At 72.5% G+C, this 18,854-nt stretch carries 20 protein-coding genes; 11 read left to right on the top strand and 9 right to left on the bottom strand.

Annotated features, from left to right (window positions below; translation table 11 throughout):
• Nucleotides 1–76: 76 nt before the first annotated feature.
• Nucleotides 77–1,231 (bottom strand): acyl-CoA dehydrogenase family protein, encoded by a 1,155-nt coding sequence (locus D7147_RS02395; RefSeq protein ID WP_120673571.1) that lies wholly within the window; start codon nucleotides 1,229–1,231, stop codon nucleotides 77–79.
• 212 nt (nucleotides 1,232–1,443) lie between these two features.
• Here D7147_RS02395 and D7147_RS32580 point away from each other — a divergent pair, with 212 nt between their 5' ends.
• The 7 genes from D7147_RS32580 to D7147_RS02355 all read left to right on the top strand — a co-directional run bounded on the left by D7147_RS32580 (nucleotide 1,444) and on the right by D7147_RS02355 (nucleotide 10,331).
• Nucleotides 1,444–1,929, top strand: coding sequence for a hypothetical protein (locus tag D7147_RS32580; protein ID WP_199734055.1), 486 nt, complete (start codon nucleotides 1,444–1,446; stop codon nucleotides 1,927–1,929).
• Nucleotides 1,930–2,159: 230 nt separating this feature from the next.
• Complete coding sequence (kdpF, locus tag D7147_RS02380; RefSeq protein WP_091592907.1) at nucleotides 2,160–2,249, top strand: K(+)-transporting ATPase subunit F; 90 nt, start codon at nucleotides 2,160–2,162, stop codon at nucleotides 2,247–2,249.
• The gene (gene kdpA, locus D7147_RS02375) at nucleotides 2,249–3,904 is read left to right on the top strand and encodes a potassium-transporting ATPase subunit KdpA (RefSeq protein WP_120673569.1); all 1,656 of its coding nucleotides are present in this window, start codon (nucleotides 2,249–2,251) and stop codon (nucleotides 3,902–3,904) included. Before kdpF ends, kdpA begins: the two co-directional genes overlap by 1 nt.
• A 21-nt stretch (nucleotides 3,905–3,925) precedes the next feature.
• Complete coding sequence (gene kdpB / locus D7147_RS02370) at nucleotides 3,926–6,133, top strand: potassium-transporting ATPase subunit KdpB (RefSeq protein WP_120673568.1); 2,208 nt, start codon at nucleotides 3,926–3,928, stop codon at nucleotides 6,131–6,133.
• Nucleotides 6,133–7,014, top strand: a complete 882-nt coding sequence (locus D7147_RS02365; protein WP_120673567.1) for a potassium-transporting ATPase subunit C — start codon at nucleotides 6,133–6,135, stop codon at nucleotides 7,012–7,014. Before kdpB ends, D7147_RS02365 begins: the two co-directional genes overlap by 1 nt.
• Nucleotides 7,015–7,101: 87 nt before the next feature.
• The gene (locus D7147_RS02360) at nucleotides 7,102–9,654 is read left to right on the top strand and encodes a sensor histidine kinase (protein WP_120673566.1); all 2,553 of its coding nucleotides are present in this window, start codon (nucleotides 7,102–7,104) and stop codon (nucleotides 9,652–9,654) included.
• Nucleotides 9,651–10,331: a response regulator gene (locus tag D7147_RS02355; RefSeq protein ID WP_120673565.1), complete on the top strand. Its 681-nt coding sequence runs from the start codon at nucleotides 9,651–9,653 to the stop codon at nucleotides 10,329–10,331. The genes D7147_RS02360 and D7147_RS02355 overlap by 4 nt, the downstream gene beginning before the upstream one ends.
• A gap of 6 nt (nucleotides 10,332–10,337) precedes the next feature.
• On the opposite strand, the gene D7147_RS02350 is transcribed toward D7147_RS02355, so the two are convergent.
• The 4 genes from D7147_RS02350 to D7147_RS32270 are packed head-to-tail and all read right to left on the bottom strand — an operon-like array spanning nucleotide 10,338 to nucleotide 12,165.
• The gene (locus D7147_RS02350; protein WP_233562879.1) at nucleotides 10,338–10,940 is read right to left on the bottom strand and encodes a winged helix-turn-helix transcriptional regulator; all 603 of its coding nucleotides are present in this window, start codon (nucleotides 10,938–10,940) and stop codon (nucleotides 10,338–10,340) included.
• A complete protein-coding gene (locus D7147_RS02345; protein ID WP_187398931.1) occupies nucleotides 10,941–11,270 on the bottom strand; it encodes an SAV_915 family protein in 330 nt (109 codons plus the stop codon).
• A gap of 38 nt (nucleotides 11,271–11,308) precedes the next feature.
• A complete protein-coding gene (locus tag D7147_RS32275; protein ID WP_158609261.1) occupies nucleotides 11,309–11,812 on the bottom strand; it encodes a universal stress protein in 504 nt (167 codons plus the stop codon).
• Nucleotides 11,809–12,165, bottom strand: a complete 357-nt coding sequence (locus tag D7147_RS32270) for a hypothetical protein (RefSeq protein ID WP_158609260.1) — start codon at nucleotides 12,163–12,165, stop codon at nucleotides 11,809–11,811. Before D7147_RS32270 ends, D7147_RS32275 begins: the two co-directional genes overlap by 4 nt.
• Nucleotides 12,166–12,351: 186 nt before the next feature.
• Here D7147_RS32270 and D7147_RS02335 point away from each other — a divergent pair, with 186 nt between their 5' ends.
• Nucleotides 12,352–12,759 carry a four-helix bundle copper-binding protein gene (locus tag D7147_RS02335; RefSeq protein WP_120673563.1) on the top strand — a complete coding sequence of 136 codons (408 nt, stop codon included), beginning with the start codon at nucleotides 12,352–12,354 and terminating at the stop codon, nucleotides 12,757–12,759.
• Nucleotides 12,760–12,811: 52 nt separating this feature from the next.
• Here the strand turns inward: D7147_RS02335 and D7147_RS32265 are convergent, their stop codons facing one another.
• On the bottom strand, nucleotides 12,812–12,970 hold the full coding sequence (locus D7147_RS32265; protein ID WP_158609259.1) for a hypothetical protein: 159 nt from the start codon (nucleotides 12,968–12,970) through the stop codon (nucleotides 12,812–12,814).
• A 96-nt stretch (nucleotides 12,971–13,066) separates the two neighbouring features.
• Complete coding sequence (locus tag D7147_RS02330) at nucleotides 13,067–13,591, bottom strand: DUF421 domain-containing protein (protein ID WP_233562878.1); 525 nt, start codon at nucleotides 13,589–13,591, stop codon at nucleotides 13,067–13,069.
• A 139-nt stretch (nucleotides 13,592–13,730) separates the two neighbouring features.
• On the opposite strand from D7147_RS02330, the gene D7147_RS02325 reads away from it, so the two are divergent.
• The 3 genes from D7147_RS02325 (at nucleotide 13,731) to D7147_RS02315 (ending at nucleotide 16,930) form a co-directional block, all read left to right on the top strand.
• Nucleotides 13,731–16,169: a molybdopterin oxidoreductase family protein gene (locus tag D7147_RS02325; RefSeq protein WP_120673562.1), complete on the top strand. Its 2,439-nt coding sequence runs from the start codon at nucleotides 13,731–13,733 to the stop codon at nucleotides 16,167–16,169.
• A 3-nt stretch (nucleotides 16,170–16,172) separates the two neighbouring features.
• Complete coding sequence (locus tag D7147_RS02320; protein ID WP_120673561.1) at nucleotides 16,173–16,631, top strand: hypothetical protein; 459 nt, start codon at nucleotides 16,173–16,175, stop codon at nucleotides 16,629–16,631.
• A gap of 80 nt (nucleotides 16,632–16,711) precedes the next feature.
• The gene (locus tag D7147_RS02315) at nucleotides 16,712–16,930 is read left to right on the top strand and encodes a hypothetical protein (protein WP_120673560.1); all 219 of its coding nucleotides are present in this window, start codon (nucleotides 16,712–16,714) and stop codon (nucleotides 16,928–16,930) included.
• Nucleotides 16,931–17,065: 135 nt separating this feature from the next.
• Here the strand turns inward: D7147_RS02315 and D7147_RS02310 are convergent, their stop codons facing one another.
• Entirely contained in the window at nucleotides 17,066–18,022 is a 957-nt protein-coding gene (locus tag D7147_RS02310; RefSeq protein WP_120673559.1) for a sensor histidine kinase, read from the bottom strand.
• Nucleotides 18,019–18,852, bottom strand: coding sequence for an MEDS domain-containing protein (locus D7147_RS02305; protein ID WP_233562877.1), 834 nt, complete (start codon nucleotides 18,850–18,852; stop codon nucleotides 18,019–18,021). Before D7147_RS02305 ends, D7147_RS02310 begins: the two co-directional genes overlap by 4 nt.
• Nucleotides 18,853–18,854 lie beyond the last annotated feature (2 nt).

Below are 18,854 nucleotides of genomic sequence, written 5' to 3'. Positions count from 1 at the left end.
GCCGGGCCCGTCCGGCCGGCCGCCTCCGGCCGCTCCGCCGCCTCCGGCCGGCCCGCTGCCTCCGGCCGGCCTGCCGTCAGAGGGCACGGGCGATCAACTCCTTCATGATCTCGTTGGTGCCCCCGTAGATCTTCTGGGCGCGGGCGTCGGCGTACATCCGGGCGATCGGGTACTCGGTGGTGTAGCCGTAGCCGCCGAAGAGTTGCAGGCATCGGTCGACGACCTCGCACTGTCCGTCGGTGAGCCAGTACTTCGCCATGGCGGCGGTCGGCACGTCCAGCTCGCCCCGGCCGTGCCGGACGATGCAGTCATCGAGGAAGACCCGGCTCGCCCGCGTCCGGGTCGCGCATTCGGCGAGCACCATCCGGGTGTTCTGGTGCCCGAGCAGCGGCTTGCCGAACGCGGTCCGCTCCTTCGCGTACGCCACGGTCAGCTCGACGGCCCGCTCCATGGCGGCGACCGCGCCCACCCCGATCACCAGCCGCTCCTGCGGGAGCTGCTGCATGAGCTGGACGAAGCCGAGCCCCTCGGCGTCGCCCAGCAGGTTGGCGGCCGGCACCCGGAGCCCGTCGAAGAACAGCTCGGCGGTGTCGTTGGCGTGCAGGCCGATCTTGGTGAGCAGCCGGCCCCGGCGGAAGCCGGCCGGGTCGCCGCCGACCTCGCAGACCAGCAGCGAGATGCCGGCGGCCCGCTGCTGCGGGTCCGTCTTGACGGCCACGATGACCAGGTCGGCGAGCCCACCGTTGCTGATGAAGGTCTTCGCCCCGGTGACCAGGTAGTCGTCGCCGTCGCGCGCCGCGCGGGTGCGCATCGCCTGCAGGTCCGAGCCGCCGTCGGGCTCGGTCATGGCGATCGCCCCGACCAGTTCGCCGCTGCAGAGGCCGGGCAGCCAGCGCCTCTTCTGCTCCTCGCTGCCGTACGCCACCAGGTAGCCGGTGACGATTCCGCTGTGTACGGCGAGGCCGAGGCTGCTCTCCCCGGCGTACGTCTGCTCCTGGAGCAGCACCGCCTCGTGGGTGAAGTCGCCGCCCCCGCCGCCGTACTGCTCCGGAACGGAGAGGCCGAGCAGGCCCAGCTCGCCCGCGCGGCGGTAGTGCTCCCGATCCGGGTGCCCCTGCGCCAGCAGCCGGTCGGTGTGCGGCAGCACCTCCCGGGTGAGGAAGGTACGGGCCAGCTCGGCCAGGTCGTCGTGCTCCGGCTTAAGCCACGGCGAGGGGTGGAGCGTCGGCATGGCCCCACCCTTGTGCCCGTCCGGCGACGTGTCAACAAGCGTCGATCGACTCCCCGGGCCGTGGACCGCCCGGGTGTGATGGCGTCGTCAAGATTTCCCCTCGCCCCGTCACGGGGGCGTGAAAACCGTCGACTTCGGCGCGCGGACCGGCATGGGATGGCGGCCGACGGGCCCGGCAGGCGGGCCTCTTCGGCACCGGCGGAGGCAGAGCCGTGAAGGTCGATCGTGGCGGTCGCGGGACGCGGGACGAGGGGACGCCGACCGGGATCGGCGTCGCGACGGGCGCCGTGCTGGTCGTCGGCGCGACGTTGCTGGCCGCTGCGCTCTTCCCTTCGGGTGAGCTGCCCGGGCGGCTGGCCGTCGTCGCGCTCACGGTCGGCGGGTACGCCGTTCTCGTGCCGGGCCTGCGGGCGCTGGCCGGGGTCACCGTGCTGGCGGTGGCCTGCTTCGTCGGGTTCCTGGTCAACCGGTTCGGCGAGCTGACCGGCGCCTCCGCGCAGGTCTGGGCGTACTCGGCGGTGATCGGGTTCGCCGCGCTGCTGGGCGCCGGCTGCCGGTGGGTCCGGACGCTCGCCCGGCCCACCGGAGCGGGCCCGGCGCCGGATCACGGCGCGGCGCGCGCCGGCGCGCCCGATGCCCAGCTCTCGCCGCATTCGGCCGGCTCGGACGGCCGTCCCTGTGGCCCGGTTCACCCGTAGCCGGGCGGCCCGTGAAAAGGGCGTCAAAAAGCTGTGCGCCCCCGTCACGGTCCCGTTATAGCCCCTGTCGCACCGCTGACGGTGGGGCTTTGATTGCCCGGCGCGACCGGGAGGCGGTCGCGACGAACCTTATCCGTACGAGGAGTCAGCGTGTCTGACGTGGTGTTCGTGGTCCTGACGGTGGCGCTCTTCGCGGCGCTCGCCCTGGTGGTCCGGGCGGTGGAGAAGCTGTGAGCGCGGTCAACGCCGTCGGTCTGGTGCTCGCGATCGGCCTGGGGATCTTCCTGGTCGTCGCCCTGCTCTTCCCGGAGCGCTTCTGATGACCATGACAACAGCCGGCGTCATCTTCGTCCTGTCGCTGGTGGTGGCGCTGGTCGCCGTCTACAAGCCGTTCGGCGACTACATGTACCGGGTGGTCTCCGGCACCCGGCAGTCCCGCGTCGAGCGCGGGATCTACCGGCTGGTCGGGGTCAACCCGGCCGCCGAGCAGAGCTGGGGCGTGTACGCCCGCAGCGTGCTGGCCTTCTCGGTCGTCTCGCTGCTCTTCCTCTACCTGCTCCAGCGGGTGCAGGACAAGCTCTGGCTGTCGCTGGGCTTCGACCCGGTGGTGCCGCACGGCGCGTGGAACACCGCGGTGTCGTTCGTGACCAACACGAACTGGCAGTCGTACTCGGGTGAGTCGACCATGGGCCACCTGGTGCAGATGGCCGGCCTCGCGGTGCAGAACTTCGTCTCCGCGTCGGTCGGTATCGCGGTCGCGGTCGCGCTGGTCCGGGGCTTCTCCCGGCACCGCACCGAGCGGCTGGGCAACTTCTGGGTCGACCTGACCCGGATCACCGTCCGCATCCTGCTGCCGATCGCCGTGCTCGGCGCGTTCGCGTTGATGCTCGGCGGGGTGGTGCAGAACCTCTCCGGCGGCACCGACGTCACCACCCTCACCGGTGGCGGCCAGACGATCACCGGCGGCCCGGTGGCCAGCCAGGAAGTGATCAAGGAGCTGGGCACCAACGGCGGCGGCTTCTACAACGCCAACAGTGCCCACCCGTTCGAGAACCCGACGTCCTGGACCAACTGGATCGAGATCTTCCTGATCCTGCTGATCCCGTTCAGCCTGCCCCGGGTCTTCGGCCGGATGGTCGGCCAGAACCGGCAGGGGTACGCCATCGCGGCCGTGATGGCGATCCTCGCGTTGGCGAGCGTCACCCTCACCAACGTCTTCGAGCTGACCGGGCACGGCACCGTGCCGCAGGCGGTGGGCGCCGCGCTGGAGGGCAAGGAGCTCCGGTTCGACGTCTCGAACTCCGCCACCTTCGCTGCGGCGACCACGTTGACCTCCACCGGCGCGGTGAACTCGTTCCACGACTCGTTCACCCCGCTCGGCGGCATGATGCCGCTGTTCAACATGATGCTCGGCGAGGTCGCCCCCGGTGGCGTCGGCTCCGGCCTCTACGGCCTGCTGATCCTCGCGGTGATCACGGTCTTCGTGGCCGGGCTCATGGTCGGCCGTACGCCGGAGTACCTGGGCAAGAAGATCGGCGCCCGGGAGATCAAGTTCGCCTCGATGTACTTCCTGATCATGCCCGCGCTGGTGCTGATCGGGACGGCCGCGGCGTTCGCCACCGGCAACAACGAGACCGCGCTGAACGCCGGCCCGCACGGGCTCTCCGAGGTGCTCTACGCGTTCACCTCGGCGAGCAACAACAACGGGTCCGCCTTCGCCGGCATCACGGTGAACACCACCTGGTGGGACACCGCGCTCGGGCTCTGCATGCTGCTCGGCCGGTTCCTGCCGATCATCTTCGTGCTCGCCCTCGCCGGCTCGCTGGCCCGCCAGCAGCCGACCCCGGCGTCCGAGGGCACCCTGCCGACCCACCGGCCGCTCTTCGTCGGGATGGTCACGGGCGTCACGGTGGTCCTCGTCGCGCTCACCTTCCTGCCCGCCCTCGCGCTCGGCCCGCTGGCCGAGGGGCTCTGATCTCTCATGAGGAACGAGAACATGTCCGTCACGTCGGTGACATCGGGGGCCGGCGACGCGCCGACCGCCGGCACGCCCGCCACCCAGGGCAACCGGGTCGGCGGCGGCCTGCTCGACCCGAAGCAGATGCTCCGGTCCCTTCCGGACGCGCTGCGCAAGCTCGACCCGCGCACGTTGTGGCGCACCCCGGTGATGCTGATCGTCGAGATCGGCGCCGTCTTCACCACCGTGCTGGCGATCGCCGACCCGTCGGTGTTCGCCTGGGCCATCACCGTCTGGCTCTGGCTCACCGTCATCTTCGCGAACCTCGCGGAGGCCGTGGCGGAGGGCCGGGGCAAGGCGCAGGCCGCCACGTTGCGCCAGGCCAAGCGGGACACCATCGCCACCCGGCTGATCGGTTGGCAGCCGGGCGCCGCGGCGAACTCGTACCGGGACGAGGCGGTGGCCGCGCCCGAGCTGAGGCAGGGCGACATCGTCCTCGTCGAGGCGGGGAGCATCATCCCCGGCGACGGTGACGTGGTCGAGGGCATCGCCAGCGTCGACGAGTCGGCCATCACCGGTGAGTCCGCGCCGGTGATCCGGGAGTCCGGCGGTGACCGCAGCGCTGTCACCGGCGGTACCAAGGTGCTCTCCGACCGGATCGTCGTGAAGATCACCCAGAAGCCCGGGGAGAGCTTCATCGACCGGATGATCGCCCTCGTCGAGGGGGCGAACCGGCAGAAGACGCCGAACGAGATCGCGCTCAACATCCTGCTCGCCGCGCTCACGATCATCTTCCTGCTCGCGGTGGTCACCCTCCAGCCGCTGGCGATCTTCTCGAAGGGCTTCCAGGCGGCCGCGTCGGACACCGGCGCGATCACCGACGCCGGCATCACCGGCGTGGTGCTCGCCTCGCTGCTCGTCTGCCTGATCCCCACCACGATCGGCGCGCTGCTCTCGGCGATCGGCATCGCCGGCATGGACCGCCTGGTCCAGCGCAACGTCCTCGCGGTCAGCGGTCGCGCGGTCGAGGCGGCGGGAGACGTGAACACGCTGCTGCTCGACAAGACCGGCACGATCACCCTCGGCAACCGGCAGGCCGCGGAGTTCCTGCCGGTCGAGGGGGTCGAGGCGGCGGAGGTCGCCGACGCCGCACAGCTCTCCAGCCTCGCCGACGAGACCCCCGAGGGGCGCTCGGTGGTGGTGCTCGCGAAGAACGAGTACGGGCTCCGCGAGCGGGAGCCGGGTGTCGTGCCGCACGCCACCTTCGTGCCGTTCACGGCGCAGACCCGGATGAGCGGCGTCGACCTGACGCCCGACGCCAGCGTCGACGGCGGTACCACCGGGCCGGTACGCCGGATCCGCAAGGGCGCCGCGGCGGCCGTCATGAAGTGGGTACGCGACAACGGCGGCCACCCGACCGAGCAGGTCGGTGAGCTGGTCGACGCGATCAGCGGCACCGGCGGCACCCCGCTGGTCGTCGCCGAGCACGTCGCCGGGGAGCCGGCCCGGGCGCTCGGCGTCATCCACCTGAAGGACGTGGTCAAGTCCGGGATGCGTGAGCGGTTCGACGAGATGCGCCGGATGGGCATCCGAACCGTGATGATCACCGGTGACAACCCGCGGACCGCGAAGGCGATCGCCGACGAGGCGGGGGTGGACGACTTCCTCGCCGAGGCCACCCCGGAGGACAAGCTCGCCCTCATCAAGAAGGAGCAGGAGGGCGGTCGGCTGGTCGCCATGACGGGCGACGGCACCAACGACGCGCCCGCGCTCGCCCAGGCGGACGTCGGCGTGGCCATGAACACCGGCACGTCGGCCGCGAAGGAGGCCGGCAACATGGTCGACCTCGACTCCGACCCGACGAAGCTCATCGAGATCGTCGAGATCGGCAAGCAGTTGCTGATCACCCGGGGCGCGCTGACCACGTTCTCCATCGCCAACGACGTGGCGAAGTACTTCGCCATCATCCCGGCCATGTTCGCCGGCCTCTACCCGAGCCTGGACGCGCTGAACATCATGCGGCTGGCCAGCCCGGAGTCGGCGATCCTCTCCGCCGTCATCTTCAACGCGATCATCATCGTCGTGCTGATCCCGCTCGCCCTGCGCGGCGTGCGGTACCGGCCGGCCAGCGCGTCGAAGCTGCTCAGCCGCAACCTCTGGCTCTACGGCCTGGGCGGCCTCGTCGTGCCGTTCCTCGGCATCAAGCTCATCGACCTGCTCATCCAGTTCATCCCAGGGATCTCGTGATGCGCCTACCCAGCTGGATCACCCAGCACCTAGCCGCCCTGCGGGCCGTGCTCGTCTTCACCGTGCTGCTCGGCCTGGCCTACCCGCTCGCCATGGTCGCCGTGGGCCACCTCCCCGGCCTCGACGGCAAGGCGAACGGTTCCCTGATCAGCGTCGACGGACGCACCGTGGGCAGCAGCCTCATCGGACAGTCCTTCACCGACGCGGACGGGAACCCGATCGCCCGCTACTTCCAGAGCCGCCCGTCGATGGCTGGCGACGGCTACGACCCGACCGCCACCTCGGCCAGCAACCTCGGCCCGGAGAGCGTGGTCGACACCATCGCCACCGATCCGGAGGAGTCCTCGCAGAGCCTGCTCACCCAGGTCTGCGAGCGCAGCAAGGCGGTCGGCGAACTCGACGGGGTGGACGGCGGCCGCCCGTTCTGCACCCCGGACGGGGTCGGCGCGGTGCTCGCGGTGTTCCGCGCCGACGGCCTCACCGGGGCGATCACCCGGGTGGTGAGCGTCAACCAGGCGGCCCCGGCCAGCCCGTTCCTCGCCGACTACCAGGGCGTGCGGGTGCAGCTGGCCGAGCCCGGCCAGGACTACGTCGCCGAGGGCGGGATCATCACCCCGATCCGCGGCGATGCCCCCGCCGATCCGGCCGTGCCCGCCGACGCGGTGACGGCCAGCGGCAGCGGCCTCGACCCGCAGATCAGCCCGGCCTACGCCGAGCTGCAGGTGAACCGGGTCGCGCGCGAGCGCGACGCGGACCCGGCGGCGGTCCGCCGCCTGATCGAGGCGAACACCACCGGCCGGGCGCTGGGCTTCATGGGGGAGCCCGCGGTGAACGTGCTGGAACTGAACCTGGCGCTGGACCGGGAGTTCCCCGCCCGCTGACCCGTCGAACACGCGGGGCGAGACCACGAACGTGGTCTCGCCCCGCGCCGTGACCGCCCACCCGAGGGCGCAGGAGAGGATGGTTCCGTGTCCCGAGGAGAGCTGCGCATCTACCTGGGTGCGGCCCCCGGCGTCGGCAAGACGTACGCGATGCTGGAGGAGGCCCACCGGCGTGCCGAGCGCGGCACCGACGTGGTGATCGGGCTGGTCGAGACGCACGGCCGTAAGCACACCGCCACCATGATCGGCGACCTGGAGCAGGTGCCCCGCCGGACGGTCGAGTACCGGGGCAGCGAGTTCGCCGAGATGGACCTCGACGCGGTGCTCGCCCGCCGGCCGGAGGTCGCCGTGGTCGACGAACTGGCCCACACGAACGTCCCCGGCTCCCGCAACGGCAAGCGCTGGCAGGACGTCCAGGAGCTGCTCGACGCCGGGATCGACGTGCTCTCCACGGTCAACGTCCAGCACCTCGAATCGGTCAACGACGTGGTCGCGCAGATCACCGGCACCGTGCAGCGGGAGACGGTGCCGGACGAGATCGTCCGGGCCGCGGAGCAGGTCGAGCTGGTCGACATGACGCCGGAGGCGTTGCGCCGGCGGATGGCCCACGGCAACATCTACCGACCCGACAAGATCGATGCGGCGCTCGGCAACTACTTCCGGGTCGGCAACCTCACGGCGCTACGGGAGCTGGCGCTGCTCTGGCTGGCCGACAAGGTGGACGAACAGCTCGGCCGGTACCGCGACCAGCAGGGCATCGCCGAGACGTGGGAGGCGCGCGAGCGGGTGGTGGTCGCGCTGACCGGCGGCCCCGAGGGGGAGACGCTGGTCCGTCGCGCCGCCCGGATCGCCGCCCGCAGCAAGGGCTCCGACCTGCTCGCCGTGCACGTGGCCCGCAGTGACGGGCTGGTCGGCGCGGACCCGGCGCAGCTCGCCCGGCAGCGGGTACTGGTGGAGAGCCTGGGCGGCACCTACCACCAGGTTCTCGGCGCCGACGTCTCGGCGGCCCTGCTCGACTTCGCCCGGGGCGTCAACGCCACCCAGCTCGTGCTCGGCGCCAGCCGCCGTGGTCGCTTCGCCCAGATGTTCGCCCGCGGGGTCGGGGTGACCACCATCGCGCACTCCGACGCCATCGACGTGCACCTGGTCACCCACACCGAGGCCGGTCGCGGGCGCCGCGCCGGCGGGGTGCCGGCGGCGCTGTCCCGGCGTCGTCGGCTGCTCGGCTTCGCCCTCGCCGCGCTCGGCGTACCGCTGCTGACCCTGCTGCTCACCCTCGTGCCCGACCTCACCCTGGCCAGCGACATCCTGCTCTTCCTCGCCGCTGTGGTCGTGGTGGCGCTGGTCGGTGGGCTCTGGCCGGCGCTGGTCGCCGCGCTCGGCGGGTCGCTGATCCTCAACTGGTTCTTCACTCCACCCTTCAACACGCTGACCATCAACGAGCCGGACAACCTGCTCGCCCTCGCCGTCTTCGTCGGCGTCGCGGTCGCGGTCAGCTGGATCGTGGACGTCGCCGCCCGGCGCACTCGGGAGGCGGCCCGCGCCGCCGCCGACGCGCAGACCCTCGCCGCCGTGGCGGGCGGGGTGCTGCGCGGTGGGCGCCCCTTGATCGCACTGCTGGACCAGCTCCGCGAGACGTTCGGGCTGCGCGCGGTGAGCGTGCTGGAGCTCGCCGAGGAGGCCAGCGGGCGGCCCGCCCGGTCCCGGGAGGAGCGGGCCTGGTGCGTGGTGGCGAGCGTCGGCGAGCACCCGGCCACCACCCCCGACCGGGGCGAGACGGTGGTGCCGGTCGACGAACGGATCACGGTGGTGCTCTGCGGCGCCCGGCTGGAGGCGGCCGACCGCCGCCTGGTCGAGGCGTTCGCCGCCCAGGCGGCCGTCGCGCTCCGTCAGGAGCGGCTGGCCGAGGAGGCCGCCACGGCCCGGCCGCTCGCCGAGGCGGACCGGATGCGCACCGCGCTGCTCGCCGCGGTCAGCCACGACCTGCGTACCCCGCTGGCCTCGGCCAAGGCGGCGGTGACCAGCCTGCGCAGCCCCGACGTCGACTTCGACGAGGACGACCGGGCGGAGCTGCTGGCCACCGCGGAGGAGTCGCTGGACCGGCTGGCCCGGCTCGTCGCCAACCTGCTCGACATGAGTCGGCTCCAGGCCGGCGCGCTCGGGGTCCTACCGGCCGCGATCGGCCTGGAGGACGCGGTGCCGCTCGCCCTCGACGAACTCGGCCCCCCGGCCGCCGGCGTCGGCACCGACATCCCGGCCGACCTGCCCGCCGTCACCGCCGACCCCGGCCTGCTGGAACGGGTGCTCGTCAACGTCATCGCCAACGCCCTGCGGTACAGCCCGCCCGGTCAACCACCGCACATCACCGCGAGCGCCCACGCGGGCCAGGTGGAGCTGCGGGTCATCGACACCGGGCCGGGCATTCCGGAGGACCAGTGGGAGCACGTCTTCCTGCCGTTCCAACGCCTCGGTGACCGGGACAACCAGACCGGGGTGGGGCTCGGGTTGGCGCTCTCTCGGGGGCTGGCGGAGGCGATGGGCGGCAGTCTCACCCCGGAGACGACGCCGGGTGGTGGACTGACCATGGTGCTGCGGCTGCCCGCCGCTACCCACGGCATGGCGGAGGGACCACAGGAATGACCCGGATCCTGGTCGTGGACGACGAGCCGCAGATCCTGCGCGCTCTGCGGATCAACCTCCGCGCCCGGCGGTACGACGTGGTGGTGGCCGACACCGGCGCCGGTGCGCTCAAGGCCGCCGCCAGCCACCCGCCCGACCTGGTCGTCCTCGACCTCGGCCTGCCCGACCTGGACGGGGTCGAGGTGATCCGGGGGCTGCGCGGCTGGACCGGGGTGCCGATCATCGTGCTCTCCGGCCGGGCCGGCAGCGAGGACAAGGTGGAGGCGCTGGACGCCGGGGCCGACGACTACATCACGAAGCCGTTCGGGGTCGAGGAGCTGCTGGCGCGGATCAGGGCGGTCACCCGCCGGCTCGGCCCCGCCACCGAGGTGGGCGCCACGTTGAAGGTGGGGCGCAACACCGTCGACCTCGCCGACCGTACGGTCACCAGCGACGACGGCACGGAGATCAAGCTGACCCCCACCCAGTGGTCGGTGCTGGAGAAGCTGCTGCGCCACCCCGGCAAGCTGGTCAGCCAGCGGCAGCTGCTGCACGAGGTGTGGGGGCCGGAGTACGAGAACGAGAGCAACTACCTGCGGCAGTACCTGGCGCAGCTGCGCCGCAAGCTGGAGGACGACCCGGCCCGTCCCCGGCACCTCATCACCGAGCCGGGCATGGGCTACCGCTACCGCCCCTGACCGAGGTCAGTCCGCGGCGATCCGCAGCCGCTCGGCGCGGTCCAGGCGGTACCCGATGCCGTGCACGGTGGTGATGACCGGGCCCCGGCCGGCCAGCTTGTGCCGCAGCCGGCTCACGTGGACGTCCACGGTGCGCGGGCCGAGGCAGGGGCCGTGGCCCCACACCTCGCGCAGCAGCTGCTCCCGGCCGAGCGCCTGATCCGGGCGGTGGGCCAGGAAGAGCAGCAGGTCGTACTCGCGGCGGGTCAACGCGAGCGGGGTGCCGTCCAGCAGGGCGGTACGGCGTACCGGCCGGAGCACCAGCCCGGTCCGTGCGGGTTCGGCTGCGGCACCGACCGGTACGGTCACCAGCTCCACCGGCCTGGTGAGCCGACGGCGGTCGGCGTCGCTCGTACCGGTGGTGGCGTGGGCGGGGCGGTCGTCGAGCCGTGGTGCGCCGTCCAGCAGGGCGGCGAGCCCTTCGACGAGGTCCCGGGCGGCGGTCGTGGCGTCGCCGGCCGTCCGGAGCAGGATGCGGATCTCGACGAGGACGCCGGGACGGTCCCCGTCGACCGTCGCCGGTCCGGCCGGACGGGCCACCGGCCGCAGCACGGTGAGCTCGGGTGCCACCTAGGCCTCCCGGGTTCCGGCCAGCGCGGCGACCGGCTGCTGCGGTGCGGGGGCCTCGGTAGGGGCCTCGGGGCGGACCGGAGGCGCCACCAGGAGCGGGTCGACCTGGATCCGGTCGATGCCGAGCGGTCTCAGCATGGACCGCAGCGCCGATTCGCAGAGCCGGGTCCACGGCTGGTCCGCGCCCATCGCGCGGGCGAGCCGCTCCGGGTCGGTGAAGGCGAGACCGACCCGCTGCCCCTGGGGTAGCCGGCCGGTCCGTACGGCGAGCGCCTGCCGCCCCGGTGTGGTGCGTACCGGGACGACGTAGGTATCCGGAAGCTCGTCCATTCTGGTGCCTTTCGGGTGTACGACCGGCGGGTTGCCGGTCACGGGGTGAATCGTTCGAGGCTCGCGCCGAAGCGTCGGATCACTTCGGCGCGGGCCCAGGCCGGGGCGGGAACCGTCACGACGGGCACCTGTGCGCGGCTGACGCAGTAGCGGGTCACATGCCCGCCGGCCACGCTGAAGCGGCCGCGCCGGGGGCTGCCGACGACGAGGAGATCGCTCTCCCGGCAGGCCTGGTCGACCAGCACCTGGCCGGCGTACCCCTGTTCGGCGACGATCCGTACCGGGACGTCGCGGGGCACGCCGCCCATCGCCGCGTCGAACGCTTCCCGGATGTACGCGCGGGCGGCGCGGTCCAGGTCCTCCTGCCAGAGCCAGGGCATGGTGCCCGGGCGCCAGACCGGTGCGTACGCCCACGCACGTACCGCGTACAGGCAGGCGTTCTCCCGGTGTGCCAGGCGTACGGCGGCGCGCAGCGCCGCCAGGCCGCAGAAGGAGCGGTCGACGCCGACGACGACGCGTCGGGTGGTGGCGGGGCGGCTCATGCCGAGGTCGCCAGGCTCTTCGGGGTGGCTTCGGAGAGGTCGAGGGGGCGCAGGATGCTGAGCGTGACGACGACCTCCGCTCCGCCTCGCCGGCGCAGGTCGGCCACGGCGCGGTGCAGCATCGTCAGGCTGTCGGCGGAGAGTCGTACGACGGCGTCGAGGTCCGCCGCGATCCACCAGGCGGCCACCGCGCACGGCTCGGTCCGCAGGTACTCGAGGAGGTGGCTGCCGGGGGTGGCGGCGGTCAGCCGTACGCCGATCAGCGCTTCGTGCCGCCGTTCGGGCTCGTCGCCGGGTGGGACGCCGTCCGGTGCCGGCTCGGGCTCCGGCCACCTCGACCATCGTGAGGTCATGTCGCCATCGTGACGCGCCACCGGGCGGCCCTACCCGTCTCTATACGCCGATTTGACGGCGAACGAGGCTCTTCTTGACGCGTCGTTCACACCTGCCGTCGGCGGGCGCTCCGGTGCGAGGTGTGGACGCGGCACCCAGGGGTACGGCGGGTCGCAAGAGTGCGCCGTCGAACGGAGGAGCCGGCCATGGCCAGCGTGACGAGGCAGATGCTCGATGCGTACCCGAAGTCGATCAACCTGGACCGGGCGAAGCTCGCCGCGGTGATCGACACGATCAACTCGTGTGCCCAGGCGTGCACGGCGTGCGCCGACGCCTGCCTCAGCGAGGAGGATGTGGCCGAGCTGACCAAGTGCGTGCGGACCGACCTGGACTGCGCGGACGTCTGCACCACCACGGCGCGGGTGCTCTCCCGGCACGAGGGCTACGACGCGAACGTGACGCGCAGCGTGTTGGAGGCGTGCGTGGCGGCCTGCCGGGCGTGTGGCGACGAGTGCGCCCGGCACGCCGAGATGCACGAGCACTGCCGGATCTGCGCCGACGTCTGCCGGGAGTGCGAGAAGGCCTGCCGGGACCTGCTGGCCGCGATGAGTTGACGTACGACCGCCGGCCGCCCGGGTGTGCCCGGGCGGCCGGCGGGATGACGGGTCAGCGCTTGGCCTGCTCCTTGGCTTCCTGCGGTTTCATGCCCTTGCCGGCCATCTTCATGGCGTCCTTGAGCTGGCTCTCCGTCATCTTGGAGTTGCCCTCGATGCCCATCTTGTGGGCCTGCTGACGCATGTCGTGCAGCTGCTCCCGGCTGGTCATCTCAGCCTCCATCTGTAGGACGGGCGCGAGGCGCGGCCTCGCGCCGGGCAACCCCCCGCTTTCCCGCCCACCACCGGTACAAACCGGCCCCGCCGGTCAGGGCATTTGTCGTCTACGCCGCTTTCGGCGGTGGTCGACGCTGTGGTGGGTGGTGACGCTGATCTGCCCGTCGGACTCCATCCGCGCCTCCCGCACCTTCGAGATGTCGTCGACCCCCTCTTCGCGGAGCAGCTGGTTCAGCTCCTCGTCCGTTATCAGCTCGCGACGCATGTTCCGGTGCATGATCTGCCCGTTGCGAACCAGCAGCAGCGAGCTGGGCCGGATCACCCGGGCCGCCGCCGGCCACCCGTACGCCACGGCGTCGAGCAGGTACGACCACCCGATGATCACCGCGACGAGCAGCACCCCGTCGGTGATCGACGTGTAGTTGCCCGACATACCGTTCTGGGCGGCGTCGGCGAGCAGCACGATGACCAGCAGGTCGGTGACGCCGGTGGTGCCGCTCTCCCGCTTGAGGATGATCCGGAGCAGCCCGAACAGCACCAGGTACATGACGCTGCCGCGGATGACCGTCTCCAGCAGCGGTGTACTCGGAACGAACAACTGTTCCCAGGCGGCCACGGGTCCGGCTACCCGGCCGTCACGGTGCCATGCCTCGACCTGGTCCCGCCGCGAGCGGGATCGGCCCCGGTTCGCGGTTTCGCCCGATTCGCAGTGGGCAGGTGTGAGGATCGGAGCAGGGAGTCGGAGGGAGCGCGACGTGGTCGACCGGATCGCCGACCCGTGGGGTCCGCGAACCCCGTACGGGGCGGGACAGGAGTGGCCGGTACGGGTGGACACCTTCCTCGACGGCGATCTGCGCGCCGAGGACGTGGACCAATGGGTCCAGTCAGCGTCGATCCTGCACTCCAACGGCGACGCGCTCGACATCGCGGTGCGGGACGGCCGGATGGTCGGCGTACGGGGCCGGGCGGTGGACCGGGTCAACCGGGGGCGGCTCGATCCGAAGGACCTCTACGGCTGGCAGGCCAACCACAGCCCCGACCGGCTGACCCGTCCGCTCGTCCGCGACGGTGACCGGCTGGTGGAGACCGACTGGGACACCGCCATGGGGCGGATCGTGGACCGGTCGAAGGAGCTGCTCGACGGCCCCGGCGGCTGGGGCCACTTCGGCTTCTACACCACCGGTCAGCTCTTCCTCGAGGAGTACTACACGCTCGGCGTGATCGGGAAGGCCGGTCTCGGCACGCCGCACATGGACGGCAACACCCGGCTCTGCACGGCGACCTCGGCTGCGGCGCTGAAGGCGACCTTCGGCGCGGACGGGCAGCCCGGCTCGTACACCGACATCGACCACTGCGACACGCTGGCGCTCTGGGGGCACAACGTCGCGGAGACCCAGGCGGTGCTCTGGATGCGGATGCTGGATCGCCGCCGTGGTCCGAACCCGCCGGCGATGCTCGCCGTCGACCCGCGGTCCACCGCCGTGACCCGCGAGGCCGACCTGCACCTGCCGATCCGTAACGGCACCAACATGGCGCTGCTCAACGGGCTGCTGCGGGAGGTCATCCGCAACGGCTGGTACGACGAGGAGTACGTGGCGGCGCACACGCTGGGCTTCGACGAGCTGTCCCGCACCGTCGACGGCTACCCGCCGGAGCGCGTCGCCGAGATCTGCGACGTGCCCGCCGCCGACGTACGCCGCGCCGCCGAGCTCCTCGGCGGGTCGCAGCGCCTGCTCTCCACCGTGCTGCAGGGCTTCTACCAGTCCAACCAGGCCACCGCGGCGGCCTGCCAGGTGAACAACCTGCACCTGCTCCGGGGGATGATCGGCCGTCCGGGCGCCGGCCTCTACCAGATGAACGGCCAGCCGACTGCGCAGAACACCCGGGAGACCGGGGCGGACGGGGACCTGCCGGGGCTGCGCAACTGGGACAACCCCGACCACATCGCCGAGCTGGCCCGGCTGTGGAACGTCGACTCCGAGGTCATCCCGCACTGGGCGCCGCCCACGCACGCCATGCAGATCTTCCGGTACGCCGAACAGGGCTCCATCAAGCTGCTCTGGATCAGCGCCACCAATCCGGCGGTCTCCCTGCCCGACCTCTCCCGGATCCGGCGCATCCTGCGCCGGCCCGAGCTCTTCGTGGTGGTGCAGGATCTCTTCCTGACCGAGACCGCGGAGTTCGCCGACGTGGTGCTCCCCGGTGCCACCTGGGGCGAGAAGACCGGCACCTTCACGAACGTGGACCGGACGGTGCACCTCAGCGAGAAGGCGGTCGAGTCACCCGGCGAGGCGCGACCCGATCTGGACATCTTCCTGGAGTACGCGCGGCGGATGGACTTCCGTGACCGCGACGGTCGACCGCTGATCAGGTGGACGTCGCCGGAGGAGGCGTTCGAGGCGTGGAAGGAGTGCTCCCGGGGCCGCCCGTGCGACTACACCGGGCTCAGCTACGACCGGCTGAGGGGCGGCAGCGGCATCCAGTGGCCGTGCACCGACGCCCGACCCGAGGGCACGGAGCGGCTCTACGTCGACGGGGTCTTCCCCACCGACCCGGAGGTGTGCGAGACCTACGGCCAGGATCTGGCCACCGGCGCCGAACTCCTCGCCGACGAGTACCGGGCGAAGCAGCCGGGCGGGCGGGCGTTCCTGCACGCCGACGAGTACCGGCCGTCGCCGGAGGTGCCCGACGCGGAGCATCCGATGCTGCTCACCACCGGCCGCACCGTCTACCAGTTCCACACCCGTACGAAGACCGGCCGGGCACCGCAGCTCAACGCCGCCGCGCCGGACGTCTGGGTGGAGCTGAACCCGGTCGACGCCGAGCGGCTCGGCATCGGCGAGGGTGACCTGGTGGGGGTCTCCTCGGCGCGCGGCGCCGTGCAGGCCCGGGCGCGGCTCAGCGGCATCCGCCCCGGGGTGGTCTTCCTGCCGTTCCACTACGGCTGGTTCGACCAGGACCCGGCCGACCGTACGCCGCGGGCCGCCAACGAGTTGACCATCACTGCCTGGGATCCGGTCTCCAAGCAGCCGCTCTTCAAGGTCGCCGCGGTGGCCGTGACCCGGCTTGCCGGCGGCGGGGGCGTCCCGGCGCCGGCGCCGACGGTGGGCGGCAGCGCGCCCGCCGTCGCCGGGATCCCGGCGACGGTCGGTGGCCCGGCGGCGGAGGCGACCAGCCAGGTGGGAGGGGAGTGAGTCATGCATCTCGCGCTCTATCTCGGGCTGCTGCACCGGGCCGAGACCAACCTCGCGGACGCGTTCGGGCAGGTGGGCGCCGCGCACCAGGAGGAGCCGGACGTCTTCCACCTCTGCGCGCAGCAGGCGAAGCGGTGCCACGGGTACGCGGAGCTGCTGAAGCCGTTCGTCGCCCGGTACGCCGAGGAGGCGCCCGCCGAGCCGGACCGGCTGCACTCGGAGTTGTTCGGTGGTACCCGCAGCGGTGGGATCGGGCTGCTCCGCGACCTTCAGGACCTCTATCTGATGGCGGCCGAGTGCGACATCTGCTGGACGGTGGTGGGGCAGGCCGCGTACGGCGCCCGGGACCGGGACCTGCTCGCGGTGGTCCGGCGGTGTGAGGGCGAGACCGCCATGCAGCTGAAGTGGCTGCGTAGCCGGATGAAGCAGGCCGCCCCGCAGGCGCTGGTGGTGGCCGAGTGACTTCGCGCGATGTGCCAGGCACTGGCGATCCGGTGGCCGTGCCCTTACCACCGTCGGAGCGGTGCTATAGCGTCAGCGACGTGATTGTCGAGCAGCATTGGTGGAACGGTGACCGGACGGCGCGGGGGCGCCGGGACGTGTACATCCGCACCGACGGGCAGCGCTGGGAGGTCCAGGCCCAGATCGGTGGTGAATCCGGGCGGTCCCGGGTGCAGGAGTGCCCGAGCCGGGCCGCAGCCGCCATCCTGGCCGGCGCGTGGCGCGGCAACCATCCGGCCTGGCGGCAGCTGCCCCAGTGACGGTGGCCCCACCCGCCCGCCCAGGCCGCTGAGCTACTGCTCAGCGGCCTGCTTCGCTGTCGCGTGCGTTCGGCCCATGGCCGCGGCGCGCCCGGGCAGCCGATGACGGTGCCGCGGTGGACGATGCGCGGGGCGTCAGTGCGGGTTGCCGGCGGTGAGCCGGAGGGTGAAACCGGCCGGGCCGCCACGGTGCAGGCTCACGTGGTTGCAGGACTGGTAGGTGATCCAGAGTCCGAGGCCACCGGTCGCGCCGTCGCCGGCCGGGAGCAGCCCGGCGAACGGATCCTTCGGGCCGTCCCCGGCGTCGCTGACGGTCGCCACGATCCGGTCCGGACCGGCCCAGAGGCGTAGCCGGACCGGGGTGCGCCCGTGCCGCAGCGCGTTGGTGACGGTCTCGCTGACCGCCACGATCAGATCGTCGACGTCGTCCGGGGGCAGTACGCCCCGGTCGACCGCCTGCACGGCGGCGCGCGCCTGCGCGGCGGTGGGATCGGTCAGTTCGATCAGGGGCGCGGTGGCCTGGAGCGGATCGGCCGGCGCGGCGCGCTCCTCGCGCAGGTAGACGACCGGCTCGGTGTACGTCGGGCTGGGCAGGTGCTCTCCGCCGGGGGTGGCGTACCGGGGGTGGGTGCGGGCCACCTCGTCGAGCACGTGCGGTGGCGTGATCCGGGTGTCGTACGCGCACATGCTCCAGAGCGGGAAGTCGTCGTACGCGTGGTTGATCGCCGACTCGTACCGGGCCCACCAGTCCCAGGTCGCCCCGAAGGCGACCTCCGGCAGCTCGCCGATGATCCGGATCTGACCGGCTCCGGCGGCCACCCGGTCGGCGAGCAGCTGCCGGTAGGAGCGGATCGCGGCGGTGGGGCGGGCGTAGACGCTGCCGCCGGTCAGGAACTCGACGCCCGATCCGGTCGGCAGGGCGGCCCGCACCAGCCCGCCGGTGCGCTCGCCGAGGGCGACGAACGTCGGCTCGCCGGCCTCGACTCCGCCGAGCAGGAACGGCAGCACGACGGCGAGCAGCTGCTCGTCGGAGTCGTAGCGGACCGCCTCGTGGAAGTAGCCGTGGTGGCCTGCGGCGCCACCCGTCCTCATCGGGCCACCTCCACGGTGAGACCGGGCAGATCGAGCAGGGCGGCGAGGCGCGCCGCGGCGGGGAGCGGCGAGCGCAGCAGCACGGCAGTGTTCCGGCGGCGGGCGTACTCGCGTAGCCGCAGCAGCGCCCGGTGGTCGACGAAGCGCAGGCCGGGGGCCTCCAGCACCAGCCGGCCGTCGACCGGTCGCAGGTCGGCCCGCTCCAGGGCGGTGACGAAGAGCTCCTCGCCGGTCTCGTCGAGCTCCCCGGTCAGGCCCGCGCGGTGACCCGTCCCGTCCCAGGCGAAGAGCTGGAACGGGGCCTCGACGGCGTTCGTCTCCGGGTGCAGGCAGGCCAGCTCGGCCACCGCGCGGCCGTCGAGCTCCCGCCGGTCGTACGCGCACATCGCCCGGAAGGGCCGGGCGCGCATGTACCGGTCGACCAGGTGCTCGTAGCGGGTGAAGGCGTCGAGCTGGGCCGGGGTGCGGACCAGCGGGGTGGCTTCGGCGACCACCCGCAGGCCGCGGTAACCGGCGGCGAGGGCGGCCTCGGTGGCCGCCGCGTACGCCCGCACCTGGGCGGGGCCGTCCACGACGGCGCCGGAGGGGTAGGTGTCGGGCAGCGACACCACCTCGGCCGCCCCGCGGGCCAGCGCGTCGCCCAGCGCCGGGGTGGTGGTGAGCCTCGCGACGACCGGCTCGACCGGGCCGGCGGTGACGTACCAGAGCTGTTCGCCGGCGGCGAGGCCGGCGGTGAGGAACGTCCGGGCTGCCTGGTCGAGCGCGGCCGGATCGTCATAGACCCAGCAGACGTGCCCGTACGTCGTCGAAGGCGTCATGCCGCTGATCACGC

Origin of the sequence: Micromonospora musae (assembly GCF_003626545.1) — a bacterium.
GTDB classification, from domain to species: Bacteria; Actinomycetota; Actinomycetes; order Mycobacteriales; family Micromonosporaceae; genus Micromonospora; species Micromonospora musae.
The sequence above is the reverse complement of the archived record's forward strand: the minus strand, read 5'-3'. Positions and strand labels throughout refer to the sequence as shown.